We start from the raw sequence: 16,502 nt of genomic DNA on the forward strand, positions 1-16,502 counted from the left end.
TGACGGTGCCGTTTCCGCCCGGCAGCGTCTGGGTGTGCTTCTCCGACCAGGCCACGCACGCGGTGATGAGCGGGCAGTTCATGATGGAGCAGACGCTCTACCTGCCGCCTGGCCATGAAGTCGATCCGCAGGCCAGCCCGCTGGCGATCCTCACCAGGCTGATGGGACGGCCGCTGGTGGGCGTGGGTGCGGGCGTGGCGCGCTGAAGCCAGCCGTCTTCCTGGACGCCACGGTTCAGCCCTTCCACGCCTCGCCCACCCACAGCGCCGGCTCGATGTGGGCGAAACGCTTGTTGCGCTTGCCGGCCAGGGCGTCGGGCGGGTTCACCTCGCCGTGGAAGATGACGATGCGCGCGTTCTTCGGCACGAAGGGCGGCTTCCAGTAGTTGCTCGGCCAGGTCGGGATGCAGTGGTACTTGAAGCTCGGGCACCATTCGGCCGGCCAGTAGCTCAGCTTGCCCTGCTTGTGCAGGAAGTGCGAGAGGAATTCCTGCTCGTTGCGGTATTGCTTCTGCGCCTCGGCCATGTGGCCACGGAAATGCGCCAGCACGTCGGCGTGTGCGCCCAGCGTGAAGCGGTAGACCGACGAGTTGCCGACGATGCGCTCGCCGAAGCGCCAGAAGCGGTGGTAGTCCTTGATGATGAGGAACTCGCCCCGCTGGGTGAAGAAATCATCCAGGCTGCCGACGATGACCACGTCGAGGTCGAGGAACAGCGCCGTGCCGCGCAGGCCGTGCAGGTCGCCCTCGAAGGTGGTGAGCTTCTTCCAGGCGCCATCACGCTGGCCGGGCTTGAGCTGCAGGTTCAGCGGCGGGATCGGCAGGCACTGCACCTCGGCTCGGATGCCCTGGGCGTCGTCGGTCAGGCAGACGAAGTTGAACTCGCCCGACAGGTGCCGGCGCACCATGCCGTACAGGCGGTTGACGTAATCGGGGCCGTACTTGGTGCCCCATTTCATGCACAGGATGTGACGCTGATCGCTATTCGGCATGGCTTCAGTCGGCACGGCTCTTCTTGACCGACTTCTGCTTCGGCGCCGCCTTCTTGAGCTTGCCGCCGGGCGTCAGCCGCTGGTTGCCCAGCACGCGCACCACCCGCACCTCGGGGCGCTGGCCGCCGCGCTTGCTGTACTTCAGCACCTTCACGTCCTTGGGACCGGCCATGCGGTCTTCGTCGACGGCCTTGTCCTTCTTCGGCTTGGGCCGCCACAGCACCAGCAGCTTGCCGATGTGCTGGATCGGCGCCGCGTTCAGCTGATCGGCGAGCTGCTGGTAGATCGCCTCGCGTGCGGCGCGGTCGTCGCCGTGTACGCGGATCTTGATCAGGCCGTGGGCGTTCAGTGCCGCGTCGGTTTCCTTGACGATGGCGGGCGTCAGCCCGTCGCCGCCGATCATGACCACGGGGTCGAGGTGATGCGCCTCGGCGCGGTGCGCCTTGCGGTCGGCAGGAGAAAGTGTGATCTGCGGCATGGCCCGTATTATCCGGGCAGCATGAAAGTGAAAACCAAGAGCAGGAAGGTCAACAAGGCTTGGCTGAGCGACCACCTGAACGATCCCTACGTCAAGCTGGCGCAGAAGGAGGGCTACCGTGCCCGCGCCGCCTACAAGCTGAAGGAGATCGACGAGGCGCTCGGGCTGATCAAGCCGGGCATGCGCGTGGTGGACCTGGGCTCCGCCCCCGGTGCCTGGAGCCAGTACCTGCGCGGGCGCCTGTCGCCGGGCGGCGCGGCGGTGGGCGAGCTTCATGGTGCCATCGTGGCACTCGACATCCTGCCGATGGAGCCGATCGAAGGCGTGCTGTTCCTGCAGGGCGATTTTCGCGAGGATGCGGTGCTGGCGCAGCTGCACGAAGCGGTGGGTGGCCAGCCGCTGGATGTGGTGGTGTCGGACATGGCGCCCAACCTCTCGGGCGTCGAATCCAGCGATGCGGTGCGCATCGCGCACCTGGTGGAGCTGGCGGTGGATTTCTCCGTGCAGCACCTCAAGCCGGATGGTGCGCTGGTGGTGAAGCTGTTCCACGGCAGCGGCTACAGCCAGCTGGTGAAGCTGTTCAAGGAACGCTTTCGGGTCGTCAAGCCGATCAAGCCCAAGGCCTCGCGCCCGAAGTCGGCGGAAACCTTTCTGGTCGGCATCGGTCTGAAGCCCTAGCCGGGCTTGATCTTGACGCTCGTCAAGCCGCGGGCGGCGGACGGTGAACAACCAGGGTGTATGCAGGCCAATGTCGACTTTCCTCGAAGGGTTGGCGTCGCTGTCCGACAGGTTTCACCGCTTGAAAAGCCTAAAATGAGCCGCACCTGCTCGGCATTGCCGGGTTTATTTGACTGGAGTTCAAGTCCTTGAACAATCAATGGTTTTCGAAGATCGCCGTCTGGATGGTGATTGCCATGGTGCTGTTCACTGTGTTCAAGCAGTTCGACGGCGGACGCATGGCGAGTGCCAGCCACATGGCGTATTCCGATTTCCTGGCTGAAGTGCGCAACAACCGCGTCAAGAGCGCGACCATCCAGGAAGGCCAGGGCGGCACCGACATCGTGGCGGTGATGAACGACGACCGGCGCGTGCGCACGCAGGCCACCTACCTGGACCGCGGCCTGGTCGGCGACTTGATCAACCACGGCGTCAAGTTCGACGTCAAGCCGCGCGAGGAAGGCTCGCTGTTGATGACCCTGCTGGTCAGCTGGGGCCCGATGCTGCTGCTGATCGGCGTCTGGATCTACTTCATGCGGCAGATGCAGGGCGGTGGCAAGGGCGGCGCGTTCAGCTTCGGCAAGTCGAAGGCGCGCATGCTGGACGAGAACAACAACACCGTCACCTTCGCCGACGTCGCCGGCTGCGACGAGGCCAAGGAAGAAGTCAAGGAAGTGGTCGACTTCCTGAAGGATCCGCAGAAATTCCAGAAGCTCGGCGGCCGCATCCCGCGCGGCCTGCTGCTGGTTGGCCCGCCCGGCACCGGCAAGACGCTGCTGGCGAAATCCATTGCCGGTGAGGCCAAGGTGCCGTTCTTCAGCATCTCGGGTTCCGACTTCGTCGAGATGTTCGTCGGCGTCGGCGCGGCGCGCGTGCGCGACATGTTCGAAAACGCCAAGAAGAATGCGCCCTGCATCATCTTCATCGACGAGATCGATGCCGTCGGCCGCCAGCGTGGTGCCGGCCTCGGCGGCGGCAACGACGAGCGCGAGCAGACGCTGAACCAGATGCTGGTCGAGATGGACGGCTTCGAGACTAACCTGGGCGTGATCGTGGTCGCGGCCACCAACCGCCCCGACATCCTCGATGCAGCCTTGCTGCGCCCGGGGCGCTTCGACCGCCAGGTCTACGTGACGCTGCCCGACATCCGCGGCCGCGAGCAGATCCTGAACGTGCACATGCGCAAGATCCCGATCGGCCAGGACGTGAGCCCCAGCGTGATCGCGCGCGGCACGCCCGGCATGAGCGGTGCCGACCTGGCCAACCTCGTCAACGAAGCCGCGCTGATGGCCGCGCGCCGCAACGCGCGCGTGGTCGAGATGCAGGACTTCGAGAAGGCCAAGGACAAGATCCTGATGGGCCCCGAGCGCAAGAGCATGGTCATGCCCGAGGAAGAGCGCCGCAACACGGCCTACCACGAGTCGGGCCACGCGCTGATCGGCAAGCTTTTGCCGAAGTGCGACCCGGTGCACAAGGTCACCATCATCCCGCGCGGCCGCGCGCTGGGCGTGACCATGAGCCTGCCCGAGCAGGACCGCTACAGCTACGACAAGGAATACATGCTGAACCAGATCAGCATGCTGTTCGGCGGCCGCATCGCGGAAGAGGTGTTCATGAACCAGATGACCACCGGCGCTTCCAACGACTTCGAGCGCGCCACCCAGATCGCGCGCGACATGGTGATGCGCTACGGCATGAGCGAGGCGATGGGCCCGATGGTCTACGCCGAGAACGAGGGCGAGGTGTTCCTGGGCCGCAGCGTGACCAAGACCACCAACATCTCGGAGGAGACCATGCAGAAGGTCGACAACGAGGTGCGCCGCATCATCGACGAGCAGTACGCATTGGCGCGCCGGCTGATCGAGGAGAACCAGGACAAGATGCACGCCATGGCCAAGGCGCTGCTGGACTGGGAAACCATCGACGGCGAGCAGCTCGACGACATCATGGCCGGCCGCGCGCCGCGCCCGCCCAAGGACTTCACGCCACGCACGCCGTTCTCGGGCGGCAGCGGCACCGGCGGCACGCCGGCGGCCAAGCCGGCCGATCCGGCGCCGACGGTGGCTTGATGCGCTGCTGAACAGCCGGAACGCAGCGGACGCAAAGGTTTCGCAGAGGACGCAGAGAAGACGAGAAGAGATTTCTGAGTTTTCTCCGGTCTTTTCTGCGTCCTCTGCGCATCGTCGCGCGCTCTGCGTCCGGTTTCTTGTCTTCCACGGGGCACTTGAGCCCCGTTTTCCTTTTTCCGGCACATGAGCATCTGGAAAACCACGCGCTTCGAGATCGACCTCGGCGAGCCCAAAGTGATGGGCATCGTCAACGTCACGCCGGATTCGTTCTCGGACGGCGGCGAGCATGACGACACCCGATCGGCGCTGCGCCACTGCGAGCAGTTGCTGGCCGAAGGTGCGCACATCCTCGACATCGGCGGTGAATCGACGCGGCCCGGCAGCCCGGCCGTGCCGCTGGCCGAGGAGATCGCGCGGGTGCTGCCGCTGGTGCGCGAAGCCGTGAAGCTGCACGTGCCGGTCTCGGTCGACACCTACAAGCCCGAGGTTATGGCCGCCGTACTTGATCTGGGCGCCGACATCGTCAACGACATCTGGGCCCTGCGCCGCGGCAGCGAAAGCGGCGGGCCGAATGCAGTGGAGGTCGTGCGCCGCCATCCGTCCTGCGGCATTTGCCTGATGCACATGCACCGCGACCCGCAGACCATGCAGAGTGCGCCGATGGAAGGCGACGCGGTGCCGCAGGTGCGGCGCTTCCTGGCGCAGGCCGCGCAGGCGCTGCAGGCGCAGGGCGTGGACCGCAGCCGCATCGTGCTCGACCCGGGCATCGGCTTCGGCAAGACGGTGGCGCAGAACTACGCGCTGCTGGCACGCCAGTCGGAGTTGCTGGAAGCGGGTTATCCGTTGCTGGTGGGCTGGTCGCGCAAGTCCTCGGTCGGGGCCGCGCTGCAGGGTGAAGGGCAGGACAACTCGGCGCCGGCCGAGCGCGTCGTCGGCAGCGTCGCGGCGGCGTTGCTGGCGGTCGAGCGCGGTGCACGCATCGTGCGCGTGCACGACGTGCGCGAGACCGTGCAGGCGCTGGCGGTGTGGCGCCGCATGCAGGCGGCCGTCCGGCCGTGAGCGGCGAGCGCGACCGGCCCCGGCAACTATTAAAATCATAGCTTCGAGCCACCGGCCCGCAGCCGGTACGGCGTTTCGACGACGTTCATCGGGAGAGAGCATCCATGGGCCGCAAATACTTCGGCACCGACGGCATTCGCGGCACCGTGGGCCGCGCACCCATCACGCCCGACTTCGTGCTGCGCCTGGGCCACGCGGTCGGGCGCGTGCTCAAGCGGCGCCAGGCCGACCCGGTGGTGCTGATCGGCAAGGACACCCGCATCTCGGGCTACATGCTGGAGAGCGCGCTGGAATCCGGCCTCAATTCGGCCGGCGCCAACGTGGTGCTGCTCGGCCCGGTGCCGACGCCCGCGGTCGCCTACCTGACGCGGGCGCAGCGCGCCAGCCTGGGCGTGGTCATCAGCGCCAGCCACAACGCCTTTCCCGACAACGGCATCAAGTTCTTCGACGCCCGCGGCAGCAAGCTGCCCGACGCCTGGGAACTGGAGGTGGAGGCCGCACTGGACGAGCCGCCGCAATGGACCGACTCCGCGCACCTGGGCCGCGCGCGCCGGCTCGACGACGCGGCCGGCCGCTACATCGAGTTCTGCAAGAGCACCTTCAGCAGCCACCTGAGTCTGCGCGGCATGAAATTCGTCGTCGATGCCGCACATGGCGCGGCCTACCAGATCGCGCCCAAGGTGTTCCACGAGCTGGGCGCCGACGTGGTGGCGATCGGCTGCGCCCCCGATGGCCTGAACATCAACGACGGCGTCGGCGCCACGCATCCCGAGGCGCTGGTGCGCGAGGTGATCGCGCAGGGCGCCGACTACGGCATCGCGCTCGATGGCGACGCCGACCGCCTGCAGCTGGTGGATGCCAGCGGCCGGCTGTTCAACGGTGACGAACTGCTGTACCTGCTGGCCGCCGACCGGCTGGCGTACCGCCAGGCCAGGGGCCAGGAACGCGGGCCGGAGCTCGGCGGCGTGGTCGGCACGCTGATGACCAACATGGCGGTCGAACTCGGCATCCGGCGGCTCGGCTACGAGTTCGTGCGCGCCAAGGTGGGCGACCGCTATGTGCTGGAAGAGCTGCACCGGCGCGGCTGGATCCTGGGTGGCGAAGGCTCCGGCCACCTGCTGACGCTGGATCGCCACAGCACCGGTGACGGCCTCGTTTCGGCGCTGCAGGTGCTGCGTGCCTGCGCGGCCAGCGGACGTACCGTGGCCGAGCAGCTGGGCGACGTGCAGCTGTTCCCCCAGACGCTGATCAACGTGCGCCTGGCGCCCGGCCAGGATTGGCAGCAGAACGCACGCCTGCACGATGCGCAGCGCGCGGTCGAAGCCGATCTGTGCGATCGTGGCCGCGTGCTGATCCGCGCCAGCGGAACCGAGCCGCTGGTCCGGGTGATGGTCGAGGCGCAGGATGCGGCACAGGCGCGTGATTGCGCAGAGCGGCTGGCGGCGACGCTGGCCGCCTGACGCCGGTCGGCCGCAGGGCCAGCGGCGGTTTGTCTGTAACCAGGTTTTTCCGCGGCCTCGGCAGTTTCCCGGATCACCCGAATGCGGGCTTGGCAGCGGCGCGCGCGCCATAAGCGAGGTTTTCCACCCCCCGAGGAGAACCCGATCACGAGCCTGAACCTGTGCCGGCGTGCCTTTCCCGGTGCCCTGCTGAGCTGCTTCACGGCGCTGGCCAGCGCGCAGTGGTGGCCGCCATCACAGCCCCTGCCGACCGCCGCGCTGGAGCAGGTTGGCCTGAATGCCGCGCGCCTGCAGCGTATCGGTGCGTGGTTGCGCGGCGAAGTCGAGGCCAAGCGCATTCCGGGCGCGATGGTGATGGTCGCCCGCGACGGTCGCGTGGCCTACGTCGATGCGGTCGGCCAGCAGGACCCGGCGCAGCCCAGGCCGATGGCGCGCGACAGCATCTTCCGCATCTGCTCGATGACCAAGCCGCTGGTGTCGGTTGCCACCCTGATGCTGGCCGAGGAGGGCCAGCTGATGCTGGAGCTCCCGGTGGCCCGCTGGACATGCGCGACACCAGCTTCTACGTGCCCGAGCCGGCGCGCCAGGCGCGGCTGGCGGAGCCGCTGCCGGATGACCGCGTGATCGGCGTCGGTGCCACCATGGGCGATCCGCGCAAGGTCGAGAGGTTCGAATCGGGCGGCGGCGGGCTGGTGTCCACCATCGATGACTACCGCGCTTCCTGCAGATGCTGCTGAACGGCGGCGCGCTGGATGGCAGGCGCTATCTGAGCCCGCGCACCATCGCCTATATGACGGCCGACCACATCGGCAGCGGCGTTGCGGTCACGCCGCTGTATCTGCCTGGGCCGGGCGATGGCTTCGGGCTGGGATTCGCCGTGCGCCGGGTCGACGGCGAAGCACCGTTCGTTGCGCCGGCGGGCGACTACTGGTGGGGTGGCGCCGGCGGCACCTACTTCTGGGTCGATCCCAGGACGCGCTTGTACACCATCCTCATGGTGCAGTCGCCCAAGCAGCGCGTGGCGCACCGGTCGATCATCCGGAACATGGTGTACGCGGCGGTCGACAAGTGATCGGTGCGCCGATCCTCGCCTGCCGGGGTGGATGGCGATAATCGACCCACCTTGAAACGTTCTTCCCTGGCCTCGCTGGAGGTCAATCTCTCCGAAGCCGATGGCATCCGCTACCTGCACCTGGGCACCGAGTGGGTGCAGGGCAGCATGCGCATCGATGCGCCGTTCGACATCGACCTGGAGTACGTGCAGCGCATGATGGCCTGGCTGCTGTTCGTGCCGCCCGATTCGGTCGCCGGGCGGCACGCGATGCAGCTCGGCCTGGGTGCCGCCGCGCTGACCAAGTTCTGCTACAAGAAGCTGCGCATGCGCTGCACCGCGGTGGAGATCAACCCGCGCGTGGCCGATGTCTGTCGCGCCTGGATGCGGCTGCCGCCCGAGGACGAGCGCCTGCGCGTGGTGCTCGCTGACGCCGCGCGCGAAGTGCGCCAGCCCGAATGGCTCGGTACGGTGGATGCCCTGCAGGTGGATCTGTACGACCACGAGGCAGCGGCGCCGGTGCTCGACAGCCCGGACTTCTACGCCGACTGCCGTCTGCTGCTGACCGAGGACGGCTGCATGACGGTCAACCTGTTCGGTCGTTCGGCCAGTTTCGAGCGCAGCCTGGAAAGCATTGGCGCCGCGTTCGGTGAACGCGCGGTGTGGGCTTTCAAGCCGACCCGTGAAGGCAACGCCGTGGTGCTGGCACAGCGCACGCCGTCGCGCCCCAAGCGCGGCGTGCTGCAGGCGCAGGCTGAGTTGATCGAGGCACGCTGGGGCCTGCCGGCGCGCAAGTGGCTGAAGGTCTTCAAGGCCTTGCAGAAGTGAACGACCGAAGGTAGACCCCGACTGATCGTGATGTGCGTTGGTGCCAAGCGAGTTGGGGTGGGCTGTCCGCCGGTGCGCGCGCCGGTGCAGGCATCGGTCGGTGGCTGTGTTCACGCCGATCGATGAGCGCCGCACCAAGCCATGCTCGAAGCATCGCGATCCAAGACAGGGCGACATTCGCTCCCGGTGAGCGTTACAAAAGAATCCGCACAAAATCGAGGGTTTCCCCCTGAAATTGTCGTGTTTGCAACACGGTCTCCATGGCTGGCCATGCAAGAATACGGGCCGCCTGCGGATCGTCGTCGGGACGACATGGCCTGATCGGCGATTCGCGGCTTGTGAGTTCAAGGAGACAACCCCCGTGAGTATCAAGAGTCAGAAGGACTTCTTCGCTGGTCTGCTGTACGTGGTGATTGGTGTCGGCTTTGCGTGGGGAGCGACCACCTACAGCATCGGCAGCGGCGCCCGCATGGGTCCGGGCTACTTCCCGCTGATGCTGGGCATCTTGCTGGCGGCCATCGGCGCCATCGTCATGTTCCGCTCGCTGGTGGTCGAGACCCCCGATGGCGACCCCATCGGCAAATGGGCCTGGCGGCCGCTGATCTTCATCATTGCCGCCAACTTCCTGTTCGGCATCCTGCTGGGCGGCTGGCCGCTGCTGGGCCTGCCGGCCATGGGCCTGATCATCGCCATCATCGTGCTGACCATCGTCGCCTCCATGGCCGGCACCGAATTCAGGTGGATCGAGGTGCTGATCCTCGGCGTGCTGCTGGCCGCGCTCAGCTGGGGCGCCTTCGTCTGGGGCCTGAACCTGCAGTTCCAGGTCTGGCCGACCTTCCTGGGTCGTTGAGGAGTACCGGATCATGATGGAACTCATCGACCACCTGTCGCTGGGCTTCAGCGTCGCCTTCACGCTGCAGAACCTGATCTACGCCTTCATCGGCTGCCTGCTCGGCACGCTGATCGGCGTGCTGCCGGGCATCGGCCCGGTGCCCACCATCGCCATGCTGCTGCCGGCCACCTACGCGCTGCCGCCGACGGCGGCGCTCATCATGCTGGCCGGCATCTACTACGGCGCCCAGTACGGCGGCTCCACCACCGCCATCCTCGTCAACCTGCCGGGCGAGTCATCCTCGGTGGTCACCGTGATCGACGGCTACCAGATGGCGCGCAAGGGGCGCGCCGGGCCGGCGCTGGCGTCAGCGGCCATCGGCTCATTCATCGCCGGCTGCTTCGGTACCCTGTGGCTGGCCGGCTTTGCCGTGCCGCTGACCGAAGTCGCCTTCAAGTTCGGCCCGGCCGAATACTTCTCGCTCATGGTGCTGGGCCTGATCGGCGCCGTCGTGTTGGCCTCGGGCTCGCTCATCAAGGCCATCGGCATGATCGTGCTCGGGCTGCTGCTGGGCATGGTCGGCACCGACGTCAACTCGGGCGTGGCGCGCTACAGCTTCGACATCCCCGAACTCACCGACGGCATCGGCTTCATCGTGATTGCCATGGGCGTGTTCGGCTACGGCGAGATCATCGCCAACCTGGCGCACACGGAAGAAAAGCGCGAAGTCTTCACCGGCAAGGTCGAGCACATCTACCCGACCAAGGAAGACTGGAAGCTGATGATGCCGGCCATCCTGCGCGGCACCTTGCTGGGCTCGGGCCTGGGCATCCTGCCCGGAGGCGGCGCGCTGCTGTCGGCCTTCGCCGCCTACACCATCGAGAAGAAGACCAAGCTCAAGCCCGGCGAAGTGCCGTTCGGCCAGGGCAACATCCGCGGCGTGGCGGCGCCCGAATCGGCCAACAACGCCGGCTCGCAGGCCTCCTTCATCCCGCTGCTGACGCTCGGCATCCCGCCCAACGCCGTGATGGCGCTGATGGTGGGCGCCATGACGATTCACAACATCCAGCCCGGCCCGCAGGTGATGACCAGCAACCCCGAGCTGTTCTGGGGCCTGATCGCCTCGATGTGGATCGGCAACGCCATGCTGATCATCCTCAACCTGCCGCTGGTGGGGCTGTGGATCAAGCTGCTGACGGTGCCGTATCGCTGGCTGTTTCCGGCCATCGTGCTGTTCTGCGCCATCGGCGTGTACTCGACCAACAACAACACCTGGGACGTGTGGATGGTGGGCTGGTTCGGCATCCTGGGCTACGTCTTCATCAAGCTCGGGATGGAGCCGGCGCCGCTGCTGCTGGGGCTGATCCTGGGGCCGATGATGGAGGAGAACCTGCGGCGGGCGCTGCTGCTGTCGCGCGGCGACTGGAGCGTGCTGGTGACGCGTCCGCTGTCGGCCACGCTGCTGGCGCTGTCGGTGCTGCTGCTGGTGATCGTGCTGCTGCCGGCGGTGAAGAAGAGCAGGGAAGTGGCGTTCGAGGAAGAATAGCGGGCCGAGCCCGCCGGCTCACGTGCCTGTGCAAACGGCGCCACACGGCGCCGTTTCGCTTGGTGATGCTGGCGGACAATGCAGTGCCTCCTCGAATCCCGACCATGCAGCCCTTTGCTTCATCAGAACCCCTGGACGCCGCGCGCCGGCAAGCCCTGCACGACGAGGTGCATGCGCGGCCGCCCGAAGCGCTGACCGCGCCGCTGGTGGTGACGCACTGGGCCATGCTGGCCGACGCCAGCGAGCGCGCCGCCAGCCGTGCCCACCTGGCCGAACTGCTGGCCGGCCGCGGCCAGCCGGCACCGGCCCAGGATGCGGTGTACTGGCGCGCCGACCTGGGCGACTTCGCACTGCGCTGGGAGCAGCACACCGAATTCGTCAGCTGGACCTTCATGCGCCCGCTGCAACCGCCCGAGGTGCTGGCGCTGCAGCATGGCGAGCCGCCCAATGCGGCAGAGCTGGCACCGGCAGCCTGGCGCGCCGCCATCCCGGGGCGCGCGCTGGCCGGCATCCAGCTGTGGGTGCTGCCCAAGGCCGGCACCGACCGGGCGGCGCTGGTGCGGCACCTGCTGGACGAACGCACGCTGACCGGCTCGAACGTGATCAGCCACAGCTCCGAGCTGCACACCGACATGCAACTGCGCCCTGATGGCTGCGTGCGCATGCTGGTGTTCACCGGCGAGGTGGCGCCCGGCCAGGTCTCGCCGCGCCGGCTCGGCCGCCTAGTGCAGCGCCTGCTGGAGATCGAGACCTACCGCATGGCGGCGCTGCTGGCGCTGCCGACCGCACGCGCAGCCAGCCGCTGCCTGGCCGGCGGCGAGACCGAACTGGCGTCGCTGGCGCAGGCGGTGTGCCAGGCCGAGCGCGCCGACGAACCGGCCCTGCTGGACCGGCTGACCCGCCTGGCCGCCGAACTGGAAGGCCTGTACGCCGCCACCCACACGCGCTTTGCCGCCAGCGCCGCCTACCATGATCTGGTGGTCAAGCGCCTGCACGACATTGCCGAATCGCGCATCGAGAGCATGCAGTCGCTGCACGACTTCATGGAGCGCCGGCTGACGCCGGCCATGAGCACCTGCCGCTCGGCCGCCCGGCGCCAGGCTGCGCTGTCCGAGCGCATCGCCCGCATGAGCCATCTGCTGCGCACCCGGGTCGAGATCGAACAGCAGCAGAGTAGCCGCGAACTGCTGGCAGCGATGGACCGGCGCGGCGCCATGCAGCTCAAGCTGCAATCGACGGTGGAAGGCCTGTCGGTGGCCGCCATCACCTACTACGTGGTCGGCCTGATCGGCTACCTGGTCAAGGGTGCGCACGGCCTGGGCTGGCCGCTGTCGGCCGAGGCCACCATGGCGATCGCGGTGCCGCTGGTGGCCGGCGGCGTGTGGTGGTCGCTGCGGCGCCTGCACCACCGCATCATGGGCGATGCGCACCACCGTTGACGGCCGGGTGGCGGGCGGTTGAGCAGAGCCAGCGTGCGCAGGGCCAATCGGACCATCGGAGCAGCCATGCCTGCCGTGCCAGCGGCGTGCGCGGCCGACGATGACCGCAGGCGGCGCCTCACCGGCCTGCTGATGGCCGCGCTGGGCGCCATCGCCTTCAGCGGCAAGGCCATCATCGTCAAGCTGGCCTACCGCTACGACGTCGATGCGGTCACGCTCATCATGTACCGCATGCTGTTCGCGCTGCCCTTCTTCGTCTTCATGGCCTGGTGGGCCGGGCGCGGCAAGGCGCCGCTCGGGCGGCGCGACTGGGCCGGCGTGCTGGGCCTGGGCTTCATCGGCTACTACGCCTCCAGCATGCTGGATTTCGCCGGCCTGCAGTACATCACCGCCAGCCTGGAGCGGCTGATCCTCTACCTCGGTCCGACCATGGTGCTGCTGCTCGGCTGGCTGCTGCACGGGCAGCGCATCCGGCGTGCGCACCTGCTGGCCACCGCGGTCAGCTATGCCGGTGCGCTGCTGGTGTTCGGCGTCGAACTGCGTTTCGCGCCCACCAGCGCCACCGCCTGGGGCGCACTGCTGATCTTCATCTCCACCTTCACCTACGCGCTGTACCTGTTCTACAGCGGCGAATTCGTGCAGCGCCTGGGCGCGCTGCGCCTGGTCGGCCTGGCCACCACCGTCGCCTGCATCTGCTGCATCCTGCAGTTCCTGCTCGTCAAGCCGCTGGCGGCGGCGCAGGTCGCGCCCGAGGTGATCTGGCTGTCGATCCTCAACGCCACCCTGTGCACCGCCGCGCCGGTGCTGATGGTGATGATGGCGGTCGAGCGCGTCGGCCCTACGCTGGCCGCGCAGGTCGGCATGATCGGCCCGCTGTCCACCATTGCCATGGGCATCGTGCTGCTGGGCGAGCCCTTCACGCCCTGGCTGGCGGCAGGCACGGTGCTGGTGGTGGCGGGCATCTTCATGTTCAGCAGGGCTGGGCGGTGAGCGCCGAGGTCACCATTCGCCCAGCAGCAGAAGCGGATCTGACCTTCCTGCGGCAGATGCTTTACGAAGCGGCGTATTGGAGGGGTGCACCCCGACCCGATCTGGAAGGCGGGCTGGCCTATCCCGTGCTGAGCAAGCTGCTCGCTGGCTGGGGCCGGGCTGGCGATCTGGCTGTGGTGGCCGAAGCCGCCGAGGAACCGGTCGGTGCCGCGTGGCTGAGGTTCTGGTCGGACGTAGACCATTCCTTCGGCTACGTGGCTCCGGAGGTGCCCGAAATCGGCATTGGCGTGGCTGCGGCCTACCGCCAGCGGGGCATCGGACGACTGTTGATGACGCGACTGCTGGGCGAAGCAGCACGCGCCGGCACGCTCCGCGTTAGCCTCAGCGTGGAGCGCGACAACCCTGCCTTGCACCTTTACGAAAGCCTGGGCTTCGAGACAGTGGGCGAGTTGGGGAGCGCCTGCACGATGGTGGCTGAAACACGCCACGCCTGAAGCCCGCGGGTCCCCTTGCGGGTCGCGCTCTGCCCTCAGGCGTGCGTTACCATGCCCCATCGCGGGTGGTGCGCGGAGTGCGCGAGCCCGCCTGTCGATCGGAGCACGAAATGGACTTAGGGATCGCAGGCAAATGGGCGCTGGTCGGCGGCGCCAGCAAGGGGCTGGGGCTGGGCTGCGCGCGCGCGCTGGCGCACGAGCGCGTAAACGTCGTGATGGTGGCGCGGGGCCAGGACGCGCTGGATGCCGCTGCGGCTGAGTTAAAGGCCGAACTGAACGGCCAGGCTGAGGTGATCGCGGTCGCCGCCGACATCACCACGCCCGATGGCCGCGCGGCGGTGTTCGCCGTGCGGCGCGACTTCGACATTGTGGTGACCAACGCCGGCGGGCCACCCACCGGCAGCTTCCGCGACTGGGATCGCGCCGCCTGGATCAAGGCCATCGACGCCAACATGCTGACACCGATCGAACTGATCAAGGCGATGCTGGACGGCATGCTGGCGCGCGGCTTCGGGCGCATCGTCAACATCACCTCGAGCGCGGTGAAGGCGCCGATCGACATCCTGGGGCTGTCCAACGGCGCGCGCTCGGGGCTCACCGGCTTCATCGCCGGGCTGGCGCGCAACCCGGAGATCGCCGCCAAGGGTGTCACGGTGAACAACCTGCTGCCGGGCAAGTTCGATACCGACCGCCTCAACGCCACATTGCAGGGCGCGGCGGACAAGAGCGGCAAGCCGCTCGACGAGGTGCGCAGTGCGCACGCGGCGCAGATCCCGGCACGGCGCTTCGGCACGCCGGCCGAGTTCGGCGCCATCTGCGCCTTCCTGTGCAGTCAGCAGGCGGCCTACCTGACCGGGCAGAACATCCTGCCTGACGGCGGCGCCTATCCGGGCACGTACTGAAGCTGCGACACACGCGGCCGCTGCCAGTGCGCGGCGGGTCATGAAACTGCCATGCCCGACCGGCATGATGGCCGCCATCTCCGGCAGTTGGCTTGTGTTCGATGACCGCAGCAGTTTTCCCGGTCGCCACGGATGGCGACCACGAGGTGATCGAAAACCTCACCTTCGACGAGCTCCAGATCGGCCAGTCGGCGCGCCTGGTGCGCACGCTGAGCCAGGCCGACATCCAGGCCTTCGCCGCCGTCTCGGGCGACACCAACCCGGCGCACCTGGACCCGGTGTACGCCGACGCCACCATGTTCCACGGCGTCATCGCGCACGGCATGTGGGGCGGCGCGCTGATTTCGGCCGTGCTCGGTACCACGCTGCCGGGGCCGGGCACCATCTACCTGGAGCAGTCGCTGCGCTTTGCGCGCCCGGTGCGGGTTGGCGACACGCTCACCGTCATGGTGACGGTGCTGGCCAAGGACGAGCAGAAGAAGCGCGTCGAACTCGACTGCACGGTGACCAACCAGCAACAGGAGAAAGTGCTTTCGGGCGTGGCGCGCGTGCTGGCGCCGACCGAGAAACTGCGCCTGCCGCGCATCCAGGCGCCGCAGATCCAGCTGTTCGATCCCGAGGCGCGCCTGAAGGCGCTGCTGGCCCAGGGCCAGGGGCTGGCGGCGGTGCGCTGCGGCTTGGTGCATCCGTGCCATGCCGGGGTGCTGGAGGGTGCGCTGCGCGCGGCGCGCGAAGGCCTGATCGAGCCGGTACTGATCGGTCCGCCTGAGCGCATCCGCGAAACAGCAGAAACAGCTGGTATCGACCTGCAGGGCGTCGAACTGCTTGCGGCGCCGCACAGCGTCGCCTCGGCCGCGGCCGGTGCGGCGCTGGCAGCCGAAGGCCGCATCGAGGCGCTGATGGCTGGCAGCCTGCGCAAGGATGAACTGCTGGCGGCCGTGCAGGCCGTGCCCGCGCTGCACACGCGCCGGCGCCTGTCGCACGTGTTCCGTTTCGAGGTGCCGACCTATGCCAAGCCGCTGCTGCTGACCGACGCCGTGCTGCACGCCGCGCCGACGCTGGCTGAGAAGGCCGACATCGTGCGCAACGCCATGGACTTGGCGCGCATCATGGGCGTGCAGACGCCGCGCGTGGCGGTGCTGTCGGCGGCGGAGGAGATCGACGCCGGCGTGCCGTCCACCATCGACGCTGCCTCGCTGTGTAAGGTGGCCGACTGCGGCCAGATCGTGGGCGGCCTGATCGACGGCCCACTGGCCTTCGACAGCGCGGTATCGGCGCAGTCGGCTCGCGTCAAGCACCCGAACTCGACCATGGCTGGCCAGGCCGACGTGCTGCTGGCGCCCGACATGGAAGCCGCCTCGATGCTGGCGCGCCAGCTGCAGTACCTGGCCGGCGCCACCGCCTCGGGCCTGGTGCTGGGTGCGCGGATACCGATCACGCTGGTCACGCATCGGCACGACAGCGCCACCGCCTACCTGGCATCGGCCGTGCTGGCCAAGCGGGTGGCGCACCATTACCGGCTGGTGAAGCCTTGAATCCCCCCTTGAGAAGCAAAAGGGGGAAGGGCCGTCAGGCCCTCCGTGGGTTCACGCTTGTTAGTGCCAGTGCAAACGTGATCAGCAGTGCCAGTCGAACATTGACCAGGGG

Annotated in this window: 17 protein-coding genes; 15 read left to right on the top strand and 2 right to left on the bottom strand. The window is 67.9% G+C overall.

The window, feature by feature from the left end:
* On the top strand, positions 1–206 hold a 206-nt coding region (locus tag PK606_RS07400), incomplete at its 5' end, for a Kdo hydroxylase family protein (RefSeq protein ID WP_324562298.1).
* Positions 207–234: 28 nt separating this feature from the next.
* Here the strand turns inward: PK606_RS07400 and PK606_RS07405 are convergent.
* A complete protein-coding gene (locus tag PK606_RS07405) occupies positions 235–957 on the bottom strand; it encodes a glycosyltransferase (RefSeq protein WP_324562301.1) in 723 nt (240 codons plus the stop codon).
* A 37-nt stretch (positions 958–994) separates the two neighbouring features.
* Positions 995–1,468, bottom strand: coding sequence for a YhbY family RNA-binding protein (locus PK606_RS07410; protein ID WP_324562303.1), 474 nt, complete (start codon positions 1,466–1,468; stop codon positions 995–997).
* Positions 1,469–1,489: 21 nt separating this feature from the next.
* Here PK606_RS07410 and PK606_RS07415 point away from each other — a divergent pair, with 21 nt between their 5' ends.
* The 14 genes from PK606_RS07415 to PK606_RS07480 all read left to right on the top strand — a co-directional run bounded on the left by PK606_RS07415 (position 1,490) and on the right by PK606_RS07480 (position 16,390).
* Entirely contained in the window at positions 1,490–2,146 is a 657-nt protein-coding gene (locus tag PK606_RS07415; RefSeq protein ID WP_324562305.1) for an RlmE family RNA methyltransferase, read from the top strand.
* Between the two features lie 188 nt (positions 2,147–2,334).
* Positions 2,335–4,254: an ATP-dependent zinc metalloprotease FtsH gene (gene ftsH, locus PK606_RS07420; RefSeq protein WP_324562307.1), complete on the top strand. Its 1,920-nt coding sequence runs from the start codon at positions 2,335–2,337 to the stop codon at positions 4,252–4,254.
* Positions 4,255–4,437: 183 nt separating this feature from the next.
* Positions 4,438–5,313: a dihydropteroate synthase gene (gene folP, locus PK606_RS07425; RefSeq protein ID WP_324562309.1), complete on the top strand. Its 876-nt coding sequence runs from the start codon at positions 4,438–4,440 to the stop codon at positions 5,311–5,313.
* 104 nt (positions 5,314–5,417) lie between these two features.
* On the top strand, positions 5,418–6,773 hold the full coding sequence (gene glmM, locus PK606_RS07430; protein ID WP_324562311.1) for a phosphoglucosamine mutase: 1,356 nt from the start codon (positions 5,418–5,420) through the stop codon (positions 6,771–6,773).
* 81 nt (positions 6,774–6,854) lie between these two features.
* A complete protein-coding gene (locus tag PK606_RS07435; protein ID WP_324562312.1) occupies positions 6,855–7,397 on the top strand; it encodes a serine hydrolase domain-containing protein in 543 nt (180 codons plus the stop codon).
* A 103-nt stretch (positions 7,398–7,500) separates the two neighbouring features.
* Entirely contained in the window at positions 7,501–7,845 is a 345-nt protein-coding gene (locus PK606_RS07440; protein ID WP_324562314.1) for a serine hydrolase, read from the top strand.
* Between the two features lie 51 nt (positions 7,846–7,896).
* Complete coding sequence (locus PK606_RS07445; protein WP_324562316.1) at positions 7,897–8,652, top strand: class I SAM-dependent methyltransferase; 756 nt, start codon at positions 7,897–7,899, stop codon at positions 8,650–8,652.
* Positions 8,653–9,013: 361 nt separating this feature from the next.
* Complete coding sequence (locus PK606_RS07450) at positions 9,014–9,502, top strand: tripartite tricarboxylate transporter TctB family protein (protein WP_324562318.1); 489 nt, start codon at positions 9,014–9,016, stop codon at positions 9,500–9,502.
* Positions 9,503–9,518: 16 nt separating this feature from the next.
* Positions 9,519–11,030: a tripartite tricarboxylate transporter permease gene (locus tag PK606_RS07455; RefSeq protein ID WP_324562340.1), complete on the top strand. Its 1,512-nt coding sequence runs from the start codon at positions 9,519–9,521 to the stop codon at positions 11,028–11,030.
* A 104-nt stretch (positions 11,031–11,134) separates the two neighbouring features.
* The gene (locus PK606_RS07460; RefSeq protein ID WP_324562320.1) at positions 11,135–12,469 is read left to right on the top strand and encodes a DUF3422 family protein; all 1,335 of its coding nucleotides are present in this window, start codon (positions 11,135–11,137) and stop codon (positions 12,467–12,469) included.
* A 66-nt stretch (positions 12,470–12,535) separates the two neighbouring features.
* Positions 12,536–13,459 (top strand): DMT family transporter, encoded by a 924-nt coding sequence (locus PK606_RS07465; protein ID WP_324562322.1) that lies wholly within the window; start codon positions 12,536–12,538, stop codon positions 13,457–13,459.
* Positions 13,456–13,953 (top strand): GNAT family N-acetyltransferase, encoded by a 498-nt coding sequence (locus PK606_RS07470; RefSeq protein WP_324562324.1) that lies wholly within the window; start codon positions 13,456–13,458, stop codon positions 13,951–13,953. Before PK606_RS07465 ends, PK606_RS07470 begins: the two co-directional genes overlap by 4 nt.
* 110 nt (positions 13,954–14,063) lie before the next feature.
* Positions 14,064–14,855: an SDR family oxidoreductase gene (locus PK606_RS07475; protein ID WP_324562327.1), complete on the top strand. Its 792-nt coding sequence runs from the start codon at positions 14,064–14,066 to the stop codon at positions 14,853–14,855.
* A 101-nt stretch (positions 14,856–14,956) separates the two neighbouring features.
* Positions 14,957–16,390 carry a bifunctional enoyl-CoA hydratase/phosphate acetyltransferase gene (locus PK606_RS07480; RefSeq protein WP_324562328.1) on the top strand — a complete coding sequence of 478 codons (1,434 nt, stop codon included), beginning with the start codon at positions 14,957–14,959 and terminating at the stop codon, positions 16,388–16,390.
* Positions 16,391–16,502: the final 112 nt, after the last annotated feature.

Source organism: Ottowia sp. (genome assembly GCF_035444425.1).
GTDB lineage: Bacteria > Pseudomonadota > Gammaproteobacteria > Burkholderiales > Burkholderiaceae_C > Ottowia.

What these genes read in the sequence shown, in the direction of transcription:
- folP (WP_324562309.1), top strand. Translation starts at nt 4,438, where the DNA reads ATGAGCATCTGGAAAACCACGCGCTTCGAGATCGACCTCGGCGAGCCC.
- PK606_RS07405 (WP_324562301.1), bottom strand. Translation starts at nt 957, where the DNA reads ATGAAATGGGGCACCAAGTACGGCCCCGATTACGTCAACCGCCTGTAC.
- glmM (WP_324562311.1), top strand. Translation starts at nt 5,418, where the DNA reads ATGGGCCGCAAATACTTCGGCACCGACGGCATTCGCGGCACCGTGGGC.
- PK606_RS07475 (WP_324562327.1), top strand. Translation starts at nt 14,064, where the DNA reads ATGGACTTAGGGATCGCAGGCAAATGGGCGCTGGTCGGCGGCGCCAGC.
- PK606_RS07410 (WP_324562303.1), bottom strand. Translation starts at nt 1,468, where the DNA reads ATGCCGCAGATCACACTTTCTCCTGCCGACCGCAAGGCGCACCGCGCC.
- PK606_RS07460 (WP_324562320.1), top strand. Translation starts at nt 11,135, where the DNA reads ATGCAGCCCTTTGCTTCATCAGAACCCCTGGACGCCGCGCGCCGGCAA.
- PK606_RS07455 (WP_324562340.1), top strand. Translation starts at nt 9,519, where the DNA reads ATGGAACTCATCGACCACCTGTCGCTGGGCTTCAGCGTCGCCTTCACG.
- PK606_RS07415 (WP_324562305.1), top strand. Translation starts at nt 1,490, where the DNA reads ATGAAAGTGAAAACCAAGAGCAGGAAGGTCAACAAGGCTTGGCTGAGC.
- PK606_RS07440 (WP_324562314.1), top strand. Translation starts at nt 7,501, where the DNA reads ATGCTGCTGAACGGCGGCGCGCTGGATGGCAGGCGCTATCTGAGCCCG.
- PK606_RS07435 (WP_324562312.1), top strand. Translation starts at nt 6,855, where the DNA reads ATGCGGGCTTGGCAGCGGCGCGCGCGCCATAAGCGAGGTTTTCCACCC.
- PK606_RS07465 (WP_324562322.1), top strand. Translation starts at nt 12,536, where the DNA reads ATGCCTGCCGTGCCAGCGGCGTGCGCGGCCGACGATGACCGCAGGCGG.
- PK606_RS07480 (WP_324562328.1), top strand. Translation starts at nt 14,957, where the DNA reads ATGACCGCAGCAGTTTTCCCGGTCGCCACGGATGGCGACCACGAGGTG.